Raw genomic sequence first — 23,426 nt, forward strand, 5'->3', positions numbered from 1 at the left:
ATTTTTATCGTAGAAAATGAGAGGAGACATATATGCAACATTCAGCTTGGCATGCTTTGATTAAGGAGCAGCTGCCGGAAGGTTATTTTGCAAAAATCAATCATTTTTTAGACGAAGTGTATGCTTCAGGGACCATTTACCCACCTCGGGAGAAAGTGTTTAATGCGATTCAGACAACAGATTTAGCAGATGTTAAGGTGGTTATTTTAGGGCAGGATCCTTACCACGGACCGAGACAGGCACAAGGCTTGAGTTTTTCGGTACCTGATGACATTCCAGCTCCGCCTTCTTTGCAGAATATTCTTAAAGAACTGGCAGACGATATCGGAGTGAAAGAGTCGCATGATTTAACTTCCTGGGCTCAGCAGGGTGTTCTCTTGCTCAATGCTGGTCTGACAGTGCCTGCTGGCCAGGCCAATGCGCATGCCGGCTTAATCTGGGAGCCTTTTACAGATGCTATTATCAAGGTAGTCAATGAGAAGACTGATCCAGTTGTCTTTATCCTTTGGGGTTCTTACGCCCGCAAGAAAAAAAGTTTGATAAGCAATTCGCAACATTTGATTATCGAGTCGGCTCACCCAAGTCCGCTGTCTGCTTATCGTGGTTTCTTTGGTAGCAAACCTTTTTCTCGTACCAATGATTTTTTAGTGGCTAAGGGCTTGGAACCTATCAATTGGTTAGCTTAGGAGGTAGTATGGTTCAGTTAGCAACGATTTGTTATATCGATAATGGCCGGGAGTTTCTCATGCTGCACCGCAACAAAAAGCCCAATGATGTTCATGCTGGGAAGTGGATTGGTGTCGGTGGCAAGCTAGAGCGAGGAGAAACCCCGCAGGAATGCGCTGCACGTGAGATTTTAGAGGAAACAGGTCTAAAGGCCAAGCCTGTTCTTAAAGGCGTTATCACTTTTCCGGAGTTTACTCCCAACTTGGACTGGTACACCTACGTCTTCAAGGTGACGGAGTTTGAGGGGGAATTGATTGACTGCAACGAAGGTACTCTGGAATGGGTGCCTTATGATCAGGTTTTGTCTAAACCAACCTGGGAAGGCGATCACACCTTTGTGGAGTGGCTTTTAGAAGACAAGCCTTTCTTTTCTGCAAAGTTTGTTTATGACGGGGATAAGCTATTAGATACTCAGGTGGATTTTTACGAATAAGGAGATAAGACGATGCTATTAATCAAAAACGGACGAGTTATGGATCCTAAAACTGGTTTTGACCAAATTGCTGACCTCTTGGTTGAGGGGAAGAAAATCGTTAAAATCGGTCAAGATTTGCAGGAAGAAAATGCAAAAGTTATCGATGCCAGTGGTTTGGTTGTGGCTCCAGGTTTGGTGGATATACATGTGCATTTCCGGGAGCCGGGCCAGACTCATAAGGAAGACATTCATACGGGGGCCTTGGCAGCAGTAGCAGGAGGCTTTACGACTGTTGTTATGATGGCCAATACCAATCCGACCATTTCTACGGTTGAAACCCTGAAAGAAGTGCTGGACTCGGCTAGTCGTGAAAATATCCATATCAAGTCGGTTGCAACAATTACAGAGAATTTTGATGGGCAACATCTGACAGATTTTCAAGGTCTCTTGGCAGCTGGTGCAGTAGGTTTTTCTGATGACGGTATTCCGCTGACCAACGCTGGCATTGTCCGCAAAGCTCTCGTAGAAGCGCGTAAAAATAACACCTTTATCAGCTTGCATGAGGAAGATCCCAATCTCAACGGCATCCTCGGTTTCAATGAATATATCGCCAAAGAGCATTTTCATATCTGTGGCGCAACAGGTGTGGCAGAATACAGCATGGTTGCCCGCGATGTTATGATTGCTTATGATGCCAAGGCTCATGTGCATATCCAGCATTTGTCCAAGGCTGAGAGTGTAAAGGTGGTTGAATTCGCTCAGAAGCTAGGCGCTCAAGTCACCGCTGAAGCAGCACCTCAGCACTTCTCTAAGACAGAAGCTCTGCTATTGACCAAGGGCAGCAATGCTAAGATGAATCCGCCTCTGCGCTTAGAATCGGATCGGCTGGCGGTTATTGAGGGGCTCAAGTCTGGTGTCATTTCTGTCATTGCGACGGACCATGCTCCACATCATGCTGACGAGAAAAATGTAGAAGACATCACTAAGGCACCTTCTGGTATGACTGGTCTTGAGACTTCACTTTCTCTAGGACTGACCTACCTAGTTGAGGCTGGTCATCTGAGCTTGATGGAACTTTTGGAAAAAATGACTCTTAATCCGGCTCAGTTGTATGGTTTTGATGTTGGCTTTATTGCTCAGGATGGTCCTGCCGATTTGACAATATTTGACCCAGAAGCAGATAGACTTGTGACTGACCATTTTGCCTCCAAGGCAGCCAATTCACCTTTCGTTGGTGAAAAGCTTAAAGGCCAAGTAAAGTTTACCATCTGTGATGGGGAAGTTGTCTTTAAAGGATAATGCAGATTAGACTCTGATGAATTTCAGGGTCTTTTTTAACACAGAAAATTTTCTAGTAATTTTCTGAAAAACCGAATGTTTGTTAAAATAGTAGTGGTTTAGTTCCTTTTTGAACCAAAAAGATGTATAATATAACAAAATACTAAAGAGGAGTGTTCGTTATATGAAGAAGAAATTTTTCATCTTACCTGTTCTATCGACAGTGCTTTTGGCACCTGCTTTTTTGGCCCATCAAGTCTCTGCAGAAGAGGCTCAGCCTAGTCCAGAGCCAGCAAAGGCTGAGTTGACCAATCGGCCAGCTGCTGAGACGGCTTCTGAAGTGCAACCAACTGCTCCAGCAGCTTCAGCAGAAGAAAAACCAGCAGCTTCAGCAGAAGAAAAACCAGCAGCAGATAGTCAGAATGCAGCTGCTCCGGCTGGTCCAGCTGCGACAGAAGCCGCTGCAGCACCAGCCCAGTCTGAAAATCTACCAGAGGCTACGATTCTCCATACCAACGATGTGCATGGCCGCATCGTAGAGGAAAAAGGCGTTATCGGTGATGCTAAGCTGGCTACTGTTATCAAGGAAGAGCGCGCTAAAAATCCTAAAGTGCTTGTTGTGGATGCGGGTGATGCCTTCCAGGGTCTGCCAATTTCCAATAGTTCAAAAGGGGAAGAACGTGCGAAAATCCTCAATGAAATCGGCTACGATGCTATGGCGGTCGGTAACCATGAGTTTGACTTTGGTCTAGATGAGGCGAAAAAATACAAGGAAATTCTTAAATTCCCGCTTCTCAGTTCTAACACCTACGCCAATAATGCTCGAGTTTTCCAAGCGTCTACCATTGTAGACAAGGACCCAGCGGTTGAGGGAGATGAATTTGTAGTAATCGGTGTGACAACACCTGAAACTGCTACAAAAACTCACCCTAAAAACGTCCAAGGTGTGACCTTCACTGATCCAATTACAGAGGTTAATCGGGTTATTGACGAAATTGAAGCACGCGCAGCAGCAGAAGGAAAAAACTACAAAAACTACGTTGTTTTAGCTCACTTGGGTGTTGACACGACTACTCCGACTGAGTGGCGCGGCTCAACCTTGGCTGAAGCTCTTTCTAAAAATCCTAAGCTCAAAGGCAAGCGTGTAACCGTTATTGACGGCCACTCCCACACAGTAGAGTCTACGACTTATGGTGACAATGTAACTTACAACCAGACCGGTAGCTACCTACACAATATCGGAAAAGTGACTTTCAAGGCCAATCAACTTTTGGGAAATCCTCAGCAAATCCCTGCTGAAACAGCTAAAAAAGTCGCTCCAGACCCAGTTGTTGCAGACATGGTCAGCAAGATTAAAGCCAGATACGACGCAGATAATGCCAAAGTTATCGTAGCAAACAGCCCTGTAGAGCTTAATGGCGACCGTGAAAATGTCCGCGTTCGCGAAACCAATTTGGGTAATGTCGTAGCGGATGCTCTCTACGATTATGGTCAAACTGGCTTTGCCAATAAAACAGACCTGGCTGTTACTAACGGAGGCGGCTTGCGCGAAACTATTGCCAAAGACAAGCCAATCACCAAGGGAAATGTCATCGCTGTCTTGCCTTTTGGGAATACTATTTCTCAAATCAAGGTAACTGGTCAAAATATCGCAGACATGTTTGCCAAATCTCTGGGCTCTATCCTTCAGGAAAAAGATGGCAAGCCTGTGCTGGATGAGAACGGACAACCCTTGCTAGAACCAAGCGGTGGCTACCTGCAAATATCTGGGGCTAAAGTCTACTACGACACCACTCTGCCAGCTGATCAGCGTGTCCTCCACATTGAGATTAAGAACAAAGAAACGGGTGTTTATGAGCCTCTTGATCCAAATAAGACCTACTATCTGACGACTAATGACTTCTTGGCTGCTGGTGGTGACGGCTATACCATGCTGGGTGGCCCTCGTGAGGAAGGACCATCTATGGATGTGGCCTTCGCAGACTATCTGGCAAAAGCTGATTTGACAGCCTATGCGGTTATCAATCCAAACTCACGGGCTATCTCTATTTCATCTACTAAGGATACAGATGGCGATGGCTACACTGATATTGAAGAAATCAAGCAAGGAACAGATCCAGCTAATGCAGCTTCCTACCCAACTAGTGCCAAAACAGCTGATCCTGCAAAACAGGCAGCTCCACTGGTTAATACTCCAAAACAAACTAAGCAAGTAGCAGTTCATGTTGCCAAGACCTTCACAAAGGACCCTGCAGCTAAAGAACTGCCACAGACAGGCAGCGAATCAACAGTTGCCCTGAGCCTAGTTGGTATGGTTTTAGGATTCTTTGGGTTGGCAGGAATCAAGAAAAGTCACAAAGAAGACTAGTTAGAAGACACAATAAAACGGAAGTTGTTCACTTCCGTTTTATTTCTTTGGCTCAGGATTTTGATGTGTGATATTCAAGCCCCAAGGGATTAAGTTTTCTTTTTTCTGCTTTATACGTTGGATATTGTCCTTGTGCCGGAGGATAATAATCAAAGCCAATGCAATGATAATCAGAGTGAAGAAGAGGTCATAGCTGGGCAGTATAAAGCCGACTAGAGGAAAGAGCAGGGCAGATAGGATAGCGATGACTGCTGAGAGCACACTTGCCAGAGAAATCATACTTCCCAGATAAAGGATGCTGGCAAAGATGACAATCAGATAGACAAAGAAGGCTGGTGAGAAGCCCAGAACAACCCCTGCACTGGTTGCCACAGCCTTGCCACCCTTAAAGCCGGCAAAGATAGGAAAGGTATGGCCAATCACGGCCAAGAGGCCAAAGACAAGCGGCGAAACTCCCTCAATATGCAAAAAGAAAGGCAGCAGGGTCGCTGCAGTTCCTTTGAGAAAGTCAATAGCAAAAGTAGCCGTCCCCGCCGTCTTTCCCAAAATTCGGAAAGTATTGGTCGTTCCGGTATTGCCACTGCCGTATTCTCTCAGGTTCTTTTTAAAGAAAATTTGCCCAATCCAAAGTCCAGTCGGAATAGAGCCCAGTAAGTATGCTAGTATTAATCCAATTATCGTGTTCATCATGATTTTATTATACCATTATTTCGCTTTCTTACAATAGAAAAGGATAGAATTTATAGCAGGAAATGTCTACTCGGATATTGGATTCTTCTTCGTGTAAAATCAGTCCTTATCAGCAGTTTTTTCAAAAAAATCTTTGCAATATTTGCCAAAAACTTGTAAGATAGAAAAGATGAATCATTAGGAGGTTCTTGTGGCAAAAAAGGAAATCAATATTAACAATTATAATGACGATGCCATTCAGGTATTAGAAGGGTTGGATGCGGTCCGCAAACGTCCAGGGATGTATATCGGATCAACTGACGGAGCGGGACTCCACCATCTGGTCTGGGAGATTGTGGACAATGCTGTCGATGAAGCCCTGTCAGGCTTCGGTGACCGGATCGATGTGACTATCAACAAGGATGGCAGTCTGACGGTTGCAGACCACGGACGCGGGATGCCAGTCGGCAAGCACGCTATGGGGATTCCCACGGTTGAAGTCATTTTCACAGTTCTCCACGCCGGCGGTAAGTTCGGCCAAGGTGGCTATAAGACCTCGGGTGGTCTCCACGGTGTAGGTTCCTCTGTTGTCAATGCCCTGTCCAGCTGGCTGGAAGTGGAAATCACACGAGATGGGACTGTTTATAAGCAGCGCTTTGAAAATGGCGGAAAACCAGTTACTACGCTCAAGAAAATCGGCACTGCACCTAAGTCCAAGTCTGGGACCAAAGTGACCTTCATGCCGGACGATACGATTTTTTCAACGACAGACTTCAAGTACAACACTATTGCTGAGCGGCTTAAGGAATCAGCTTTCTTACTCAAGAATGTCCGCCTGTCGCTGACCGATGCGCGGACTGGCGAAGAAGTAGAGTTTCACTATGAAAACGGGGTTGAAGACTTTGTCAGCTATCTCAATGAAGACAAGGAAACCCTGACTCCTGTCCTCTATTTCGAGGGTGAGGAGAGCGGCTTCCAAGTTCAGGTGGCCCTCCAGTATAACGACGGCTACGCCGATAATATCCTGTCCTTTGTCAATAACGTCCGTACCAAGGACGGCGGTACCCACGAGACGGGACTCAAGACCGCTATTACCAAGGCTATGAACGACTATGCCAGAAAGACGGGCCTGCTCAAGGAAAAGGATAAGAATCTGGAAGGCTCGGATTACCGCGAGGGTCTAGCTGCTGTCCTATCCATCCTGGTCCCTGAGGCGCACCTGCAGTTTGAAGGTCAGACCAAGGACAAGCTGGGCAGCCCTTTGGCTCGTCCGGCCGTAGACTCCATCGTCTCTGACAAGATGACATTCTTCCTCTTGGAAAATGGTGAGTTGGCATCAAACCTCATCCGCAAGGCTATCAAGGCCAGAGATGCTAGAGAAGCGGCTCGCAAGGCGCGTGACGAAAGCCGGAATGGCAAGAAGAATAAAAAAGACAAGGGCTTGCTCTCTGGTAAGCTGACTCCGGCCCAGTCCAAGAACCCAGCCAAGAACGAACTCTATCTGGTCGAGGGAGACTCTGCCGGTGGCTCTGCTAAGCAAGGCCGTGACCGTAAGTTCCAAGCCATCCTGCCTCTGCGCGGTAAGGTTATCAATACTGCTAAGGCTAAGATGGCCGATATTCTCAAGAACGAGGAAATCAACACCATGATCTACACGATTGGAGCGGGTGTTGGTACAGACTTTACCCTTGAGGATGCCAACTATGACAAGATCATCATCATGACTGATGCGGACACCGACGGTGCCCATATCCAGACCTTGCTGCTGACCTTTTTCTATCGCTATATGCGCCCGCTGGTCGAGGCTGGCCGCGTCTATATTGCCCTGCCGCCTCTCTACAAGATGTCCAAGGGCAAGGGCAAGAGCGAAGTTGTCGAGTATGCTTGGACCGACGGTGAGCTGGACGACCTGCGCCGCAAGTTTGGCAAGGGTGCCATGCTTCAGCGCTACAAGGGGCTCGGTGAAATGAACGCCGACCAACTCTGGGAGACCACCATGAATCCCGATACTCGCACCCTCATCCGTGTCACCATCGAAGACCTGGCCCGCGCCGAACGCCGTGTCAATGTCCTCATGGGTGACAAGGTCGAACCACGCCGCAAGTGGATTGAAGATAATGTTAAGTTTACGTTGGAAGAAAGTGGGGCGTTTTGATATGAAAAAAAGAGATATTAGGACGATATTTAAACACATAGTTAATAATTCTGAGACATTTTCTGCATATTTAGAATTAAAGCAAAAGGTACAAAGTTTAGAAGTTTTAAAAATACAAGAAAATAGTGAACATGACAAATTGACGCATATGGTAAATTCGGCTAGATATTTATTTTGCCTTTTTATATTTGGGTTTATATTAAGTTTGTTTTATTTTAAGAATATCTCTTCACCTAGAGAACCAATATATTTTGTGATTTATCTAGCGGCTTATACAATATTTTTAATTCTAACTGCCATCGCTGAGATAAACTTTGTTGTATTTTTGCTTTCTTTAGTAATTAATTTTTTAATAGCTAAAATTCCTAAATTAGCATTCTTGGTAAGAATACCGCTGTTTATTCTTGTGAATGTAATTACGTATCCTTTTCTATTCACTCATTTTATAACAAATATGTTGGGTAAGCAAAAACCAACAGATAATTTTATGTTCGTCATCATCACGCTTGTCATTTTTTTAATAGTTGCATGGGCAAGTTCTTTTGTAATAGTTAAAACTCAATCGACGTTTCAATTTGAGAATCAACATAATGCTTTTATATTAATAAATAATATTAAGGATTCTGTTGTTTTATTTCTAACTGGTATGATGTTTTTTTTACCTAATGAATATAGAATGTTTCTTACATTTATAGGATTTATATCCCCAATTATTAAGTTGACAATTAATCATGAAATCAAGAATAGACAAAATGAAGCAGAAGAAATTTTTCAGCAGGAACTTAAATCCGATGTTCCTAATTATAAAGAGTTAAAAAGATGTTATCATCTCGGTGGTGAGAAGTATAAAGAAAAGCTCTTGAACAATGAGAAGTTTTCAGAAGTGATTAAGGCGGTAGAAGGTGAATAAGGCTGACTAAGCAAAAAATAGATTATTATTATGATTTAATCCTTCGAACAACTCATCCCACACAAAGAATCAACTTTCCCGACCCTAAAACAAGAGATTTCATATTAAGATTTTCTTATCTAGGGGTAAAAAACCAAATCACACATGTGTGATTTGCATTTTTAGAGCAAAAGCCGAACGTTTACATGTGTTCCGAGCGGTTTTGGAGCAAAAGATTAAAAAACACATGAAGAAAGAGGAGTTTTATGAAAAAAGAATATGGAATCACTAGTTTAACTGTACGTAATTTAGAAAACAACGAATTTTTCCAGCTCATGTCTGAGAGTCGGAGCGAGGTTGCGGCATTTATTAAGGAAAATAAGGTGGATGGCATTTACACGACCAAGCTGGATGAGATTGACAAACTTCTGGAACAGCTGCAGGGCGGTCTTCATCAAACCAAGTCCAGCAAGCTGGTGGCTAGTCTGGATCAGGCTGACCGCGAGCGTGATGATGCTTTAGGCACGCTCCAGTCTTTGGTTCGGGCCTTTGCACGGGTCAAGGATGCAGCGACCAAGGAAGCTTATGAGACCCTGTCTCAGATCCTGAAAAACTACATTGGCCTAGCTGCGACTAGCTTGGAAAAGGAGACCGAGGGCATCAACCACTTACTCCAAGAGCTGAAAAAACCAACCTACCAGACAGCGCTGGCTAAGCTTCATCTGGAAGCCCATATCAACAGTCTGGCTGCTGCTCAGAAGGCCTTTGAAAAGGTCTACAAGGAGCGACTGACTGAGCTCAAGGGCAAGACACCGAGCCAGAATAAGAACGTCCGCCTCAAGCTGCAAGAAATCTATGATTTTCTAGTGGATTTCACTGCGATCATTGCCTACGCTTATCCTGAAAGAACGCACGTGGTCAATCTCCGCGACCACCTCAACACCATCCGCAGCCGCTACAAAAAACGCAAACCAGCTAAGAAGGTAACGGAAGCAGTGGGGAGTGTTAATTAAGTCTGACAGATTTGGAGGAATAGAAGATGATAATCAGACCTGCAAGCACAAAAGATTGTCAATCTATTTATGCCCTTTATCAAAATGAAAAATGGATTTCTTTTACAGAGGAAAAAGTGACATCACTATTTTCAACAAATCTGTCTCATTACTTGGTGCTTGAAGAGGACCAGAAAATCCTTGGCTTTGCCCGTTATCTGACGGATGAAGTACTAACGACCTTTTTAGCTGAAATGATCATTGATAAGTCCCACCGCAGAAAAGGACTGGGACAGCAGCTGATTGAGGAGATCCACAAAAAATATCCTTTGACACGGATTGAATTAATATCTGAAGCAGATGAATTTTATCGGGCAGTAGGTTTTAAGTCTGTTGGTACAGGATTTAGAAAATCTGAATGAGAGGAGCAAGCCAATGACGCTTGACAATAAACTGGGTCTGACGGATTCGCTTGAACTAGCCAAGATGGAAGAAAAAATCAGCAAGACCCGAGCTAAAGAGCTTTTTGAAGAGCAGCTTCTGGACGATAAAGCAGCTGGCACCTATGCCACTCTGGCCTTTATTCATGGGTTCTTGTTTGAAGAAATCTATGACTTCGCTGGTCAAATTCGGACAGTCAATCTCTCCAAAGGGAATTTTCGCTTTGCTCCTGTCATGTATCTGGCAGCTTCCTTGGAAAATATTGACCGCATGCCTCAGCAGACCTTTGATCAAATTGTCGAAAAGTATGTGGAGCTAAATATTGCCCATCCTTTCCACGAGGGGAATGGTAGGAGCATGAGGCTTTGGCTGGACCACCTACTCAAGGCTGAGCTGGGGCAAGTCGTGGACTGGTCTCAAGTCGACAAGGAAGATTACCTCCTAGCTATGGAGCGCAGCCCTATTCGAGACACAGAAATCAAGCACGTCCTCAAGCAAGCCCTCACAAAGGACATTCATAACCGCAACCTCTACATGAAGGGCGTAGACCATAGTTACTACTATGAAGGCTATAGCCTATACAAAGCTGAGGACTTGTGAGATAAGAAAGTTTGCAGAGGAGTGTTTAGATGACTATTCTTGAAACTGACCGTCTCATTTTACGGGACTTGCAGGAATCTGATTTGCAAGCTTTGATTGCTCTGAATCAGGATCCAGAGGTCATGCAGTATTTCCCAAAGCCATATAGTCAAGCGGAGTCCTTGCGTCTTTATCAGGGCATTCAAGATGAAGTTAAGGCTTATGGCTACAGTCTTTGGGCTGTTGAAGAAAAGGACAGTCAGGAGTTTATCGGCTTGGTAGGTCTGCACCATTCGGATTTACAGATTTTCGCTGGAAAAGAAGCTGTAGAAATCGGCTGGCGTCTGCGAAAAGAGTTTTGGAATCGTGGTTATGCGACGGAGGCTGCCCAAGCCTGTCTAGACTTTGCTTTTCGGCAAGCTGGCTTGTCAGAAGTTTACTCTTTTACATCCTTACTCAATCTCCCTTCGCAAAAAGTCATGCAAAAGCTAGGCATGGAATTTGTCAAAGAATTTGATAACGAAAAAGTTCCAGCAGGCAGTCCGCTTTATAGACATGTCCTCTACAGAATCGAGAGTTTCCACTAAAAAGGCAGGTATTCCCATGAGAACTGAAATCGAGATGTTTGATGTGATTTTGCAAACCGCAAAAGTGCTACAGGTCGAGGCTGTTGCCATGTCCGGCTCGCGGACAAACCCAAATGCTCCCAAAGACGAGTTCCAAGACTATGATGTGGTCTACATTGTGGAGGATTTGGATGCTCTGGTGGCTGACCTTACTTGGTTGGACCAGTTTGGCAAGCGCATGATTGAGCAGCATGTCCTACTAGACCATCGCCGCCTCTATCTCATGCTTTTTGAAGATGGTAATCGGATAGATTTGACCCTTTGCCCAAAGGAGCACATCAGAGAATGGGTGGATAGCGAAGCAGATTTCACAGTGCTGGATGACCCGCAGGGGCTGTTTGCTCCTTATACACCGACACACAAGCGTTATTGGACCACACCCGCCAGTGCGACTGACTTTGACAAATCCTGCAATGAATTTTGGTGGGTGTCGGCTTATGTGGTCAAGGGTATTCATCGAAATCACCTGGTCTATGCGACGGATCATCTGTATGGAATCTGCCAACAAGAATTGCTCAAGCTTTTAGCTTGGCAAGTGGCAGAAGATAAGGGGACGGTTGATGTTGGAAAGAACTACAAGTACCTCTTTCAGTATTTGCCTGCTGAGAAAGAGAAAGAATTTACAGCCTTGCTTGACTTTTCTGATCAGAAAAGCCTCACCAAGTCTCTCTTAGCTACCGTGGACTTTTTCCACAAAGAAGCACAAGATTTCTCTCTCAAAACTGGCTTCCACTATGACAAAGCAACTGCAGAGAAGATGATTGAGTATGCTAAAGAGAGGCTTAGCTTCTAGTTATTATTAAAAAGAAAAATAAAAAGAGAATTATTATGTCCAATATTCAAAACATGTCCCTTGAGGACATCATGGGAGAGCGCTTTGGTCGCTACTCCAAGTACATTATTCAAGAGCGGGCCTTGCCAGACATTCGCGATGGCTTGAAGCCTGTTCAGCGCCGTATTCTTTATTCCATGAACAAGGACGGCAATACCTATGACAAGGGCTACCGCAAGTCTGCCAAGTCTGTCGGGAACATCATGGGTAATTTCCACCCCCACGGTGACAGCTCCATCTACGATGCCATGGTTCGTATGTCTCAGGACTGGAAAAACCGTGAGATTCTCGTTGAGATGCACGGAAACAATGGCTCAATGGACGGTGATCCACCGGCAGCTATGCGTTATACCGAGGCGCGCCTGTCTGAGATGGCTGGCTATCTTTTGCAGGATATTGAGAAAGATACCGTTCCTTTTGCTTGGAACTTTGACGATACTGAGAAGGAGCCGACTGTTCTACCGGCAGCCTTTCCTAACCTCTTAGTCAATGGAGCAACTGGGATTTCCGCTGGTTATGCGACTGATATTCCACCTCATAATCTATCCGAAGTCATTGACGCGGTTATCTATATGATTGACCATCCGTCTGCCAAGGTGGACAAACTCATGGAGTTTCTGCCTGGCCCAGATTTTCCGACAGGAGCTATTGTCCAAGGCCGTGATGAGATCAAGAAAGCCTACGAGACTGGTAAAGGTCGAGTTGTAGTACGCTCCAGAACTGAAATTGAAAAGCTGAAGGGCGGAAAAGAGCAAATCGTCATCACCGAGATTCCTTACGAGATTAATAAAGCGGTCTTGGTCAAGAAAATCGACGATGTGCGGGTCAACAATAAAGTGGCTGGCATTGCTGAAGTGCGGGACGAATCAGACCGGGACGGTCTTCGAATTGCCATCGAGCTCAAGAAAGATGCCAATACTGAACTGATTCTCAATTATCTCTTTAAGTACACTGATTTGCAGGTCAATTATAACTTCAACATGGTGGCAATTGACAATTTCACGCCGCGTTTGGTGGGGATTGTGCCAATCTTGACCAGCTACATTGCCCATCGTAAGGAGATTATTCTGGCTCGCAGCCGTTTTGACAAGGCTAAGGCTGAAAAACGGCTGCATATCGTGGAAGGACTGATTCGGGTGCTTTCCATCTTGGACGAAGTGATTGCCCTGATTCGTGCTTCAGAAAATAAAGCGGACGCCAAGGAAAATCTTAAAGTTAGCTATGATTTCACTGAGGAGCAGGCTGAAGCTATCGTTACTCTCCAACTCTACCGTTTGACCAATACAGACGTCGTGGTTCTGGAAGAGGAAGAAGCAGAGCTGCGCGAGAAGATTGCCATGCTAGCAGCCATTATCGGCGATGAGCGAACAATGTATAACCTCATGAAGCGTGAGCTCCGCGATGTCAAGAAGAAGTTTGGCAATCCGCGTCTCAGTGAGCTGCAGGATACGGCAAACGCCATCGAGATTGATACAGCTAGTCTGATTGTTGAGGAAGAGACCTATGTCAGCGTGACTCGTTCTGGTTATATCAAGCGGACCAGTCCGCGTTCCTTCTCAGCTTCGACTCTAGAAGAGATGGGCAAGCGTGACGATGACCGACTGATTTTTGTTAGCCCGGCCAAGACGACCCAGCATTTATTGATTTTCACTAGCCTGGGAAATGTCATTTACCGGCCTGTTCATGAGCTGTCAGATATTCGCTGGAAAGAAATCGGAGAACACCTCAGCCAGACCATCAGCAACTTTGATACCAAAGAAGAAGTGATCTACACGGAATTGCTGGACAGTTTTGAGGAAGGCACATACTTTGCAGCGACCAAGTTAGGTCAAATCAAGCGTGTAGAGCGCAAGGAATTCAGTCCTTGGCGGACCTACAAGTCTAAGTCACTCAAGTTTGCCAAGCTTAAAAATGAAGACGATCAGGTTATTGCTCTGGCGCCGATTAAGCTGGATGATGTTATGCTCGTGACTAGGAATGGCTATGCCCTTCGCTTCAATATTGAGGAAGTTCCTGTCATCGGAGCTAAGGCAGCTGGGGTTAAAGCCATCAACCTCAAGAAGGATGATGTCTTAGCTGCAGCCTTTATTGCCAATACTGACTCGCTTTACCTCCTGACTCAGCGCGGTTCGATTAAGCGTATGGCAGTCGCAAATATTCCTGTTACCAGTCGGGCAAATCGCGGTCTTCAAGTTCTGAGAGAGCTTAAGACCAAGCCACATCGTGTCTTTGCAGCTGGACCAGTCTATGGCGAAGCACTGGACTTTGATCTCTTCACAACAGAAGCAGAAGCCAGCGAGGAGCAGACTTTGCAGGTGCTTTCCAATAAAGGAACTGCCTATGAGATCAATCTAGCTGATCTCAGCCTGTCTGAGAGAACCAGCAACGGCAGCTTCATTTCTGATACTATTTCAGACGAAGAAGTCTTCTCAGCTTACACCAAATAATCATCAAACCAGTTCGCAGGAGCTGGTTTTTCCAATTTCTAAAAGTTTGATAGCAGAAAAAAGACTGAATAACAAAATTTTCTGAAAATTGAAAATAATACTTGAAAATATCTTAAAAAGGTGTAAAATAAGGAGTATCTAAAAATGAAGTTTGGAAGAAGAGGAAAAAGACCATGACTGTAAATCTTGACTGGGAAAATCTAGGATTCTCATATATGAAACTGCCTTATCGCTATTTAGCTTACTATCGCAATGGCCAGTGGGAAGAAGGAACGTTAACGGAGGACGCTACGCTCCATATCTCTGAGTCGTCTCCCTGCCTTCACTATGGTCAGCAGGCTTTTGAAGGTCTGAAGGCTTATCGAACTAAGGATGGCAGTATTCAGCTTTTCCGTCCGGATAAAAATGCGGAGCGTCTGCAGCTGACAGCTGACCGCTTGCTCATGCCGCAAGTTCCTACAGAAATGTTCGTTGATGCAGTCAAGCAGGTTGTCCGAGCTAATGAAGAATATGTGCCACCTTATGGAACAGGCGGAACGCTTTATATTCGACCGCTCTTGATTGGAGTCGGTGACATTATCGGAGTGAAGCCAGCTGAAGAATACATTTTCACTATCTTTGTAATGCCAGTCGGCAATTACTTCAAAGGCGGTCTGACTCCGACTAACTTCATTGTCTCAGATGACTATGATCGCGCGGCACCGCACGGAACTGGTGCAGCTAAAGTAGGAGGCAATTACGCTGCCAGTTTATTACCAGGAAAGATTGCTAAGGATAAGCATTTCTCAGATGTGATTTATCTGGATCCAGCAACCCATACCAAGATTGAAGAAGTGGGATCTGCCAACTTCTTTGGTATCACCAAGGATAATGAGTTTGTAACGCCGCTCAGTCCCTCAATCTTGCCATCCATCACCAAGTACTCTTTGCTTTATCTGGCAGAGCATAGACTTGGACTCAAACCGATTGAGGGTGATGTTCCACTGGCAGACTTGGCTAAATTCACTGAAGCTGGCGCTTGTGGAACAGCTGCAGTTATCTCTCCTATCGGAGGTATCCAGCACGGTGATGATTTTCATGTCTTTTATAGCGAGACAGAAGTCGGTCCAGTCACTCGTAAGCTGTATGACGAATTGACTGGTATCCAATTCGGTGATGTTGAAGCGCCAGAAGGTTGGATTGTAAAAGTATAATCTAAAAACTGTCCTTGATTGGGCAGTTTTTTCTTCGATTCTAGCCTAAGATAGCTTGCGTACTCAGTCTTTTTCGTGTACAATAGAAATTTGAAAGAGGTAAGTTATGAGTAAAAAAGACAAAAAAATTGAAATTCAAATCACAGATAGTAAAGTGAAGGTCGGAGCAGACCAATTTGACGGTTACAGTCTTGCTATAGGTAAGAAGGTTATCGGTGAGATTGCCGAGCTAGATGGCCAGTTTGCAATTATCAAAAATGGAAATGCTGAAAGTTTTTATAAAAAACTTGAAAGAGCTGTGGAAACTTTGATTGAAACCTATAATTTAAGCAAATAGGGCTTGCATTTTCATTGTATCAATGTTATAATAGATAGCGTTGATTGTCGGAGAGATAGCGAAGAGGCTAAACGCGGCGGACTGTAAATCCGCTCCTTCGGGTTCGGGGGTTCGAATCCCTCTCTCTCCATTCTTTATATTAATGGGGTATAGCCAAGCGGTAAGGCAAGGGACTTTGACTCCCTCATGCGTTGGTTCGAATCCAGCTACCCCAGTTCTTAGGTAATAGATCTGATAAAATAATAAAATGTCTTCTGGTGTTTTATTTCTTTATAGGATGGAAATCGTTAACGATAGATCAATGTCATTTGCGGGTGCTTAGGAAAATAAATAAGTAGTATGTCAAGCGTAAGCTTGATTGTTGGAGGATTTTTTTAGATGAATGAATTTGAAGATTTGCTAAACAGTGTTAGCCAAGTTGAGCCAGGTGACGTCGTTACTGCTGAAGTATTGACTGTTGACGCTAACCAAGCTAATGTTGCAATCGCTGGAACTGGTGTTGAAGGTGTTTTGACTCTTCGTGAGTTGACAAACGACCGCGACGCTGATATCAACGACCTTGTAAAACCAGGTGAAACACTTGAATTGCTTGTTCTTCGTCAAGTAGTAGGTAAAGATACAGACACAGTAACTTACCTGGTATCTAAAAAACGTTTGGAAGCTCGCAAAGCTTGGGACAAATTGGTTGGTCGTGAAGAAGAAGTTGTCACTGTTAAGGGCACTCGTGCTGTTAAAGGTGGACTTTCAGTTGAGTTTGAAGGACTTCGTGGATTTATTCCTGCTTCAATGCTTGACACTCGTTTCGTTCGCAACACTGAACGTTTTGTAGGTCAAGAGTTTGATGCTAAGATCAAAGAAGTGGATCCAAAAGAAAACCGCTTCATCCTTTCACGTCGTGAAGTTGTAGAAGCTGAAGCTGCAGCAGCACGTGCTGAAGTCTTTGGTAAGTTGAATGTTGGCGATGTTGTAACTGGTAAAGTTGCTCGCATCACTAGCTTCGGTGCTTTCATCGACCTTGGCGGAGTTGACGGATTGGTTCACTTGACTGAATTGTCACATGAACGCAACGTATCACCTAAGTCTGTCGTATCAGTTGGTGATGAAATTGAAGTTAAAGTTCTTGACTTGAACGAAGAAGAAGGACGCGTATCGCTCTCGCTTAAAGCAACAACACCTGGACCATGGGATGGCGTTGAGCAAAAACTTGCTGCAGGCGATGTGATCGAAGGAACTGTAAAACGTTTGACTGATTTCGGTGCTTTCGTTGAAGTATTGCCAGGAATTGACGGACTGGTTCACATTTCACAAATTTCACACAAACGTGTTGAAAGCCCTAAAGATGCCCTTAAGGTTGGTCAAGAAGTGACTGTTAAGGTTCTTGAAGTGAATGCTGCTGATGAGCGTGTATCACTTTCTATCAAGGCTCTTGAAGAACGTCCAGCTCAAGAAGAAGGGCAAAAAGATGAGAAACGTCAATCACGTCCTCGTCGTCCAAAACGTCAAGAAAAACGTGACTTTGAACTTCCAGAAACTCAAACTGGATTCTCAATGGCTGATTTGTTTGGCGATATTGAATTGTAATTAGATAAAAGAAGTTGAGATTTCTCAACTTCTTTTTCTTATTTTCACTTGTATTTTCAAAGAAAATCAGTTATAATGAATTAGTTGCCACCCTTAGTGTAATGGATATCACGCAAGATTCCGGTTCTTGAGATGGGAGTTCGATTCTCTCAGGGTGGATGACTTAAAATTGGACTCTTCGGAGTCTTTTTTTGCTCTTTTTTTGGAGGAACATGCAATGACAGTAAAATTAATCGCCCATACCTTAATCGAGAAAGACGGGAAGTATTTGCTTATCAAACGCTCTAAGATAAAGCGAGGCCTTCCTAATGTTTATCCATCTTATTGGGATATTCCAGGCGGAAGTGTAGAAGAGAATGAACTGCCTAGAGAGGCAGCTCTACGTGAGGCTATGGAGGAGGTTAATCAAAAGATTCGGATTGATAAGATTATCCATGAAGATAGTCAGTTTGATGCTAGCAAAGATACTGTTTACACACGTTTAGTTTATGCGGGTAGGATTTTGGAAAAGCGTGATATTATATTAGATCCAGAAGAACATACAGACTTTGTCTGGATTTCTGCTTTAGAAGACATGGATAGCGAGCTCATTGTGCCTTATTTGATAGATATTTTTGCTGACAAATCTGTATAAAGCAACAAAAAACATCCCCTTTTATCAGGAGATGTTTTTTTATAATTAGTTTTTAGATGCTTCTTGGAATTCAGGATTCTTCCATGCTTCATCAATAATTGCTTGCAATTCTTTAGCAGAAGCTTGCATTTTTTGAGTTTCAGCATCGTTAAGTGGGATGTTTACTGGACGTACGATACCGTGAGCACCAACGATAGCAGGCTGACCAATGAAGACATTTTCAACACCATATTGGCCTTCTTGGAAGACTGACAATGGCAATACAGCATTTTCATCGTCAAGGATAGCTTTTGTGATACGAGCCAAAGCAACCGCGATACCGTAGTAAGTTGCACCTTTTTTGTTGATGATAGAGTAAGCTGCATCACGAACGGAGATGAAAAGATCAACCAAGTCTTGTTCATTCAAGTCACGGTTAGCTTGCAACCATTGCTCCAATTTCACACCTGCAACGTTAGCATGTGACCAAACCGCAAACTCAGAGTCACCATGCTCACCCATGATGTAGGCATGGACGGAACGAGCATCGATGCCAATCTTTTCAGCAAGTGCTTGACGGAAGCGAGCTGAGTCAAGTGAAGTACCTGAACCGATAACGCGCTCTTTAGGGAAACCAGAGAATTTCCAAGTTGAGTATGTCAAAACGTCCACTGGGTTAGCAGCAACAAGGAAGATACCGTTAAAGCCTGATTCTACGACTTGAGTAACGATAGATTTGTTGATAGCCAAGTTTTTGCCAACAAGGTCAAGACGAGTTTCACCTGGTTTTTGAGGTGCACCTGCAGTGATAACAACGAGGTCAGCATCCGCACAGTCTGCATAAGTAGCTGCATAGATTTTTTTAGGTGAAGTGAAGGCAAGGGCGTGGCTAAGGTCTTCAGCATCACCGACAGCCTTTTCAAATAATTGAGGAATTTCAATGATACCAAGTTCTTGAGCAATACCTTGGTTTACAAGAGCAAATGCGTAAGATGAACCTACAGCACCGTCACCAACAAGGATGACTTTTTTATGTTGTTTAGTAGCAGTCATTTCTAAACATCTCCTTATTTTTTTAGGGAAGTTTTCCCGTACACATTCATTCTACCACTTTTGGCATATTTTGTCACGGTCAACTTGTATATCTAGCGATGTAAACGTTTTTACAAACGGTTCAAAATACTGAAAAATTAAAGAAAATGTGGTATAATATAGGATAGTTTAATATGAAAGAAAGGCATTTTTTAATGCAAGACAGAAACTTAGTAAATGTTAATCTGACTAGTGAAATGAAGACTAGTTTCATCGATTACGCAATGAGTGTTATCGTGGCTCGAGCACTTCCAGATGTTCGTGATGGTCTAAAGCCAGTTCACCGTCGGATTCTCTATGGTATGAATGAGCTGGGCGTGACGCCTGAAAAGCCTCACAAGAAATCAGCTCGTATCACAGGGGATGTCATGGGTAAGTATCACCCGCATGGTGACTCCTCTATTTATGAAGCGATGGTGCGGATGGCTCAATGGTGGAGCTATCGCTATATGCTCGTAGATGGCCATGGAAACTTCGGTTCTATGGACGGAGACGGGGCCGCTGCTCAGCGTTATACAGAAGCACGTATGAGCAAGATTGCTCTGGAGATGCTTCGTGATATTAATAAAAACACTGTTGATTATATTGACAACTATGATGCCAGCGAGAGAGAGCCTGTAGTTCTTCCTGCTCGCTTCCCTAACTTACTTGTAAATGGTGCGACAGGGATTGCAGTTGGGATGGCGACCAATATCCCTCCACATAATCTTGGTGAGTCTATTGATGCGGTTAAACTTGTCATGGATAATCCGGAAGCAACGACTCGTGATATCATGGAAGTCCTTCCTGGACCAGATTTTCCGACAGGAGCACTGGTTATGGGTAAGTCTGGTATTCACCGAGCTTATGAAACAGGGAAGGGTTCGATTGTTCTTCGTTCTCGCACTGAAATCGAAGAGATGAAAAATGGCCGAGAGCGAATTGTCGTAACCGAGTTTCCATACATGGTTAATAAGACTAAGGTCCATGAGCATATTGTTCGTTTGGTGCAGGAAAAACGCATTGATGGTATCACAGCTGTTCGTGATGAGTCCAACCGTGAAGGGGTCCGTTTTGTCATTGAGGTTCGTCGTGACGCTTCTGCTCATGTCATTCTAAATAACCTTTTCAAGCTGACTCAGATGCAGACCAATTTCAGCTTCAATATGCTAGCTATTCAAAATGGTGTGCCGAAGATTCTGTCTCTTCGCGAAATTTTGTTGGCTTACATTGAGCACCAAAAGGAAGTTGTAACTCGCCGGACAGCTTTTGATAAAGAAAAGGCAGAAGCGCGAGCTCACATCTTGGCTGGTTTGTTGATTGCGTTGGATCACATTGATGAAGTGATTCGCATTATCCGTAATAGCGAGACGGACGCAGAAGCACAGGCTGAATTGATGGCTAAGTTTGAACTGTCTGAGCGCCAGAGTCAGGCTATCCTTGATATGCGTCTGCGTCGTCTGACTGGTTTGGAACGTGATAAGATTCAGTCAGAGTATGATGAGCTGATTGCTTTGATTGCGGACTTGGCTGATATCTTGGCTAAGCCAGAGCGCGTTATCGCTATTATCAAGGAAGAGTTAGATGAGGTCAAACGTAAATTTGCGGATGATCGCCGAACTGAGCTGATGGTGGGAGAAGTTCTTTCTCTTGAAGATGAAGATTTGATTGAGGAAGCGGATGTTTTGATTACCCTGTCTAATAAAGGTTATATCAAACGTCTGAATCAGGCTGAATTCACTGCTCAGAAACGCGGGGGCCGCGGTGTTCAAGGAACTGGTGTCAAAGATGATGACTTCGTCAAAGAGCTGGTTTCAACAAGCACCCATGATAGACTGCTCTTCTTTACAAATAAAGGTCGAGTTTATCGTCTCAAAGGATATGAAATTCCTGAGTACGGTCGGACAGCCAAGGGCTTGCCAGTAGTCAATCTCTTGAAGCTTGATGAAGGAGAGACTATTCAGACTATCATAAATGTTCAGCAAGACCGAAGTGATGATTCCTATCTCTTCTTTACTACCCGTCATGGGGTGGTCAAACGGACCAGTGTGACAGAATTTGCTAATATTCGTCAGAACGGTCTTAAGGCTTTGAATTTGAAAGATGAAGACGAGTTAATCAATGTCTTTCTGACGGACGGCGCTGCAGATGTTATCATTGGTACTAAGTTTGGTTATTCTGTCCGCTTCAATGAGACAGCTGTCCGGAGCATGAGCCGTATAGCGACTGGTGTTCGCGGAGTTAATCTTCGAGATGGTGACCAGGTCGTTGGAGCTGGTGTGATTGCTGAGGGAGACGAAGTGCTTGTCATCACCGAAAAAGGCTATGGTAAGCGAACTCTTGCTAGTGAGTATCCAACCAAGGGCCGTGGTGGTAAAGGGATTAAAACAGCCAATATCACTGATAAGAATGGACCTCTCGCTGGTCTGATGACTGTTACTGGAGAGGAAGATTTGATGATTATCACTAATACAGGCGTCATCATTCGGACCAGTGTGGCTAATATTTCTCAGACAGGCCGCTCAACTATGGGTGTTAAGGTCATGCGTCTGGACCAAAATGCACAAATTGTCACCTTTACAAGCGTCGAAGCAGACGATAAAGAAGATGTAGCAGAGGAAGAAAACGAATCGTAAAAGAGGACCTCTATATGGTACAAGGAAAAAGAAGTCGAAAAAGAAAACAAAAAAGTAAAAGAAATATTTTTATCAATATTGTTGCGACATTATTAATTTTTGTGGCCCTAGGCTTAATCTTTAATGCGCAAATCCGAAACATGATTATGGTTTGGCATACCAACCAATATCAGGTCAGCAAGGTTTCCAAAGACTCTATTAATAAAAATAAAAATGCTGAGACTAGCTTTGATTTTAATAAGGTAGAGTCGCTTTCTACAGAAGCAGTTATCAATGCTCAGTGGAAAGCCCAGAAGCTGCCTGTTATCGGAGGTATCTCAATTCCAGAAGTATCCATGAATTTGCCGATCTTCAAAGGGCTGGATAATGCTGGATTGTATTATGGTGCTGGTACGATGAAAGAGACTCAGCAGATGGGACAGGGAAATTACGCCTTGGCTAGCCACCACGTCTTTGGCATCACAGGGGCTAGTAACATGCTCTTTTCCCCACTGGATCGTGCTAAGGCTGGTATGAAAATCTATATCACCGATAAAGAGCAAGTCTATACTTATGTAATCACCAGTGTTGAAACGGTAACTCCAGATCGAACGGATCTGATTGAGGATACTGAAGGCGTTACAGAGATTACTTTAGTTACTTGTGAGGATGCCGCGGCAACCAACCGGACTATTGTCAAGGGAACGTTAGAAGGCTCTGTCGAGTATGACAAGGCTCCTAAGGAAGTTATTGAATCTTTCAGTAAGTCTTATAACCAAATGCAGATTTAAAGACGAAAACTAAAAAAATTCACTCCAAAGGTTAGGAAGAACTCTAATTTTTGGAGTTTTTTTATATCAATTCTTGCTGATTTTGACTCTTTTTCCGAATTATAAGGTAAGGAGGTTTCTATGTATAGCATTTCATTTCAAGATGATATTAGTATGATGCCGCGGGAGCGATTGATGAGAGAGGGGGCTGAAAAACTCAGTAACCAGGAGCTCCTATCAATCTTTCTCAGAACAGGGAACAAAAAAGAAACTGTTTTTCAAGTTTCTCAGAGAATTTTATCATCTATTTCTAGTTTGAACGATCTCAAGTATTTAACTTTGCAGGAATTGCAGACTATTTCTGGAATCGGTCCGATTAAGGCTGTGGAGCTACAGGCCATTATCGAATTAGGTCGTCGGATTAATCGAGCAGAGGTTCTGCAGAAAGAGCAGATTATGGGCAGTCAAAAGTTAGCACAGAAAATGCAGCAAGAACTTGGAGATATGAGGCAGGAGTGCTTGGTTGCTATTTATCTTAATAGTCAAAATCAAATTTTGCACCAGCAGACTATTTTTATGGGGACAGTCAGCAGAAGCATTGCAGAGCCGAGAGAGATTCTCCACTACGCTCTTAAGCATCTGGCGACATCTATCATACTGGTACACAATCATCCATCAGGCTCAGTCGTTCCCAGCAGGAATGATGATGAGGTGACCCAGCATATGAAAGAAGCATGTGAGATGATGGGCTTGGTTCTTTTGGATCATTTGATTGTGTCTAAGTCCAACTACTATAGCTACCGAGAAGAGACAGATATGATATAATTTG

Annotated in this window: 20 protein-coding genes, 3 tRNA genes and 1 pseudogene; 22 read left to right on the forward strand and 2 right to left on the reverse strand. The window is 44.0% G+C overall.

Annotated features, from left to right (window positions below; genetic code table 11):
* Positions 1 to 32: 32 nt before the first annotated feature.
* The 4 genes from FKX92_RS02960 (at position 33) to nt5e (ending at position 4,787) form a co-directional block, all read left to right on the forward strand.
* Positions 33 to 686 (forward strand): uracil-DNA glycosylase, encoded by a 654-nt coding sequence (locus tag FKX92_RS02960; RefSeq protein ID WP_149565482.1) that lies wholly within the window; start codon positions 33 to 35, stop codon positions 684 to 686.
* An 8-nt stretch (positions 687 to 694) separates the two neighbouring features.
* Positions 695 to 1,159: an NUDIX hydrolase gene (locus FKX92_RS02965; protein WP_002895418.1), complete on the forward strand. Its 465-nt coding sequence runs from the start codon at positions 695 to 697 to the stop codon at positions 1,157 to 1,159.
* A 12-nt stretch (positions 1,160 to 1,171) separates the two neighbouring features.
* Entirely contained in the window at positions 1,172 to 2,440 is a 1,269-nt protein-coding gene (locus FKX92_RS02970) for a dihydroorotase (protein WP_149565483.1), read from the forward strand.
* Positions 2,441 to 2,603: 163 nt separating this feature from the next.
* Positions 2,604 to 4,787: a cell surface ecto-5'-nucleotidase Nt5e gene (gene nt5e, locus FKX92_RS02975; RefSeq protein ID WP_149565484.1), complete on the forward strand. Its 2,184-nt coding sequence runs from the start codon at positions 2,604 to 2,606 to the stop codon at positions 4,785 to 4,787.
* Between the two features lie 39 nt (positions 4,788 to 4,826).
* Here nt5e and plsY read toward each other — a convergent pair whose 3' ends face one another.
* Positions 4,827 to 5,477 carry a glycerol-3-phosphate 1-O-acyltransferase PlsY gene (plsY, locus tag FKX92_RS02980; RefSeq protein ID WP_149565485.1) on the reverse strand — a complete coding sequence of 217 codons (651 nt, stop codon included), beginning with the start codon at positions 5,475 to 5,477 and terminating at the stop codon, positions 4,827 to 4,829.
* 190 nt (positions 5,478 to 5,667) lie between these two features.
* On the opposite strand from plsY, the gene parE reads away from it, so the two are divergent.
* The 15 genes and pseudogenes from parE to FKX92_RS03055 all read left to right on the forward strand — a co-directional run bounded on the left by parE (position 5,668) and on the right by FKX92_RS03055 (position 18,162).
* Positions 5,668 to 7,611 (forward strand): DNA topoisomerase IV subunit B, encoded by a 1,944-nt coding sequence (parE, locus tag FKX92_RS02985; RefSeq protein WP_149565486.1) that lies wholly within the window; start codon positions 5,668 to 5,670, stop codon positions 7,609 to 7,611.
* Positions 7,574 to 8,521: a hypothetical protein gene (locus tag FKX92_RS02990; protein WP_149565487.1), complete on the forward strand. Its 948-nt coding sequence runs from the start codon at positions 7,574 to 7,576 to the stop codon at positions 8,519 to 8,521. The genes parE and FKX92_RS02990 overlap by 38 nt, the downstream gene beginning before the upstream one ends.
* 245 nt (positions 8,522 to 8,766) lie before the next feature.
* On the forward strand, positions 8,767 to 9,513 hold the full coding sequence (locus FKX92_RS02995; protein ID WP_149565488.1) for a DUF6261 family protein: 747 nt from the start codon (positions 8,767 to 8,769) through the stop codon (positions 9,511 to 9,513).
* 26 nt (positions 9,514 to 9,539) lie between these two features.
* Positions 9,540 to 9,914, forward strand: a complete 375-nt coding sequence (locus FKX92_RS03000) for a GNAT family N-acetyltransferase (RefSeq protein ID WP_149565489.1) — start codon at positions 9,540 to 9,542, stop codon at positions 9,912 to 9,914.
* Positions 9,915 to 9,927: 13 nt separating this feature from the next.
* A complete protein-coding gene (gene fic / locus FKX92_RS03005) occupies positions 9,928 to 10,533 on the forward strand; it encodes a protein adenylyltransferase Fic (RefSeq protein WP_149565490.1) in 606 nt (201 codons plus the stop codon).
* A 29-nt stretch (positions 10,534 to 10,562) separates the two neighbouring features.
* Positions 10,563 to 11,099, forward strand: a complete 537-nt coding sequence (locus FKX92_RS03010) for a GNAT family N-acetyltransferase (RefSeq protein ID WP_149565491.1) — start codon at positions 10,563 to 10,565, stop codon at positions 11,097 to 11,099.
* Between the two features lie 16 nt (positions 11,100 to 11,115).
* Positions 11,116 to 11,931, forward strand: a complete 816-nt coding sequence (locus FKX92_RS03015; protein WP_149565492.1) for an aminoglycoside 6-adenylyltransferase — start codon at positions 11,116 to 11,118, stop codon at positions 11,929 to 11,931.
* 35 nt (positions 11,932 to 11,966) lie between these two features.
* On the forward strand, positions 11,967 to 14,417 hold the full coding sequence (parC, locus tag FKX92_RS03020) for a DNA topoisomerase IV subunit A (protein ID WP_149565493.1): 2,451 nt from the start codon (positions 11,967 to 11,969) through the stop codon (positions 14,415 to 14,417).
* A 167-nt stretch (positions 14,418 to 14,584) separates the two neighbouring features.
* A pseudogene (locus FKX92_RS03025) lies at positions 14,585 to 15,610 on the forward strand (branched-chain amino acid aminotransferase); the annotation flags it as partial.
* A gap of 106 nt (positions 15,611 to 15,716) precedes the next feature.
* Positions 15,717 to 15,947, forward strand: coding sequence for a DUF2969 domain-containing protein (locus FKX92_RS03030; protein ID WP_002895433.1), 231 nt, complete (start codon positions 15,717 to 15,719; stop codon positions 15,945 to 15,947).
* A gap of 49 nt (positions 15,948 to 15,996) precedes the next feature.
* A tRNA-Tyr gene (locus tag FKX92_RS03035) sits at positions 15,997 to 16,077 on the forward strand.
* 13 nt (positions 16,078 to 16,090) lie between these two features.
* Positions 16,091 to 16,162 (forward strand) — tRNA-Gln (locus tag FKX92_RS03040).
* A gap of 163 nt (positions 16,163 to 16,325) precedes the next feature.
* Positions 16,326 to 17,528 (forward strand): 30S ribosomal protein S1, encoded by a 1,203-nt coding sequence (gene rpsA, locus FKX92_RS03045; RefSeq protein WP_002909688.1) that lies wholly within the window; start codon positions 16,326 to 16,328, stop codon positions 17,526 to 17,528.
* An 87-nt stretch (positions 17,529 to 17,615) separates the two neighbouring features.
* Positions 17,616 to 17,687: transfer RNA gene (locus tag FKX92_RS03050), tRNA-Arg, on the forward strand.
* Between the two features lie 58 nt (positions 17,688 to 17,745).
* Complete coding sequence (locus tag FKX92_RS03055) at positions 17,746 to 18,162, forward strand: NUDIX hydrolase (RefSeq protein ID WP_149565495.1); 417 nt, start codon at positions 17,746 to 17,748, stop codon at positions 18,160 to 18,162.
* Positions 18,163 to 18,207: 45 nt separating this feature from the next.
* On the opposite strand, the gene FKX92_RS03060 is transcribed toward FKX92_RS03055, so the two are convergent.
* Positions 18,208 to 19,194, reverse strand: coding sequence for an L-lactate dehydrogenase (locus FKX92_RS03060; RefSeq protein WP_002895436.1), 987 nt, complete (start codon positions 19,192 to 19,194; stop codon positions 18,208 to 18,210).
* A gap of 194 nt (positions 19,195 to 19,388) precedes the next feature.
* On the opposite strand from FKX92_RS03060, the gene gyrA reads away from it, so the two are divergent.
* The 3 genes from gyrA (at position 19,389) to radC (ending at position 23,422) form a co-directional block, all read left to right on the forward strand.
* Positions 19,389 to 21,848 (forward strand): DNA gyrase subunit A, encoded by a 2,460-nt coding sequence (gene gyrA / locus FKX92_RS03065; protein ID WP_164549635.1) that lies wholly within the window; start codon positions 19,389 to 19,391, stop codon positions 21,846 to 21,848.
* Positions 21,849 to 21,862: 14 nt separating this feature from the next.
* On the forward strand, positions 21,863 to 22,618 hold the full coding sequence (locus tag FKX92_RS03070) for a class A sortase (RefSeq protein ID WP_002912535.1): 756 nt from the start codon (positions 21,863 to 21,865) through the stop codon (positions 22,616 to 22,618).
* A gap of 120 nt (positions 22,619 to 22,738) precedes the next feature.
* Positions 22,739 to 23,422, forward strand: a complete 684-nt coding sequence (radC, locus tag FKX92_RS03075) for a RadC family protein (RefSeq protein WP_002900302.1) — start codon at positions 22,739 to 22,741, stop codon at positions 23,420 to 23,422.
* Positions 23,423 to 23,426: the final 4 nt, after the last annotated feature.

The organism is Streptococcus sanguinis (genome assembly GCF_008329445.1).
Taxonomy (GTDB): Bacteria; Bacillota; Bacilli; order Lactobacillales; family Streptococcaceae; genus Streptococcus; species Streptococcus sanguinis_O.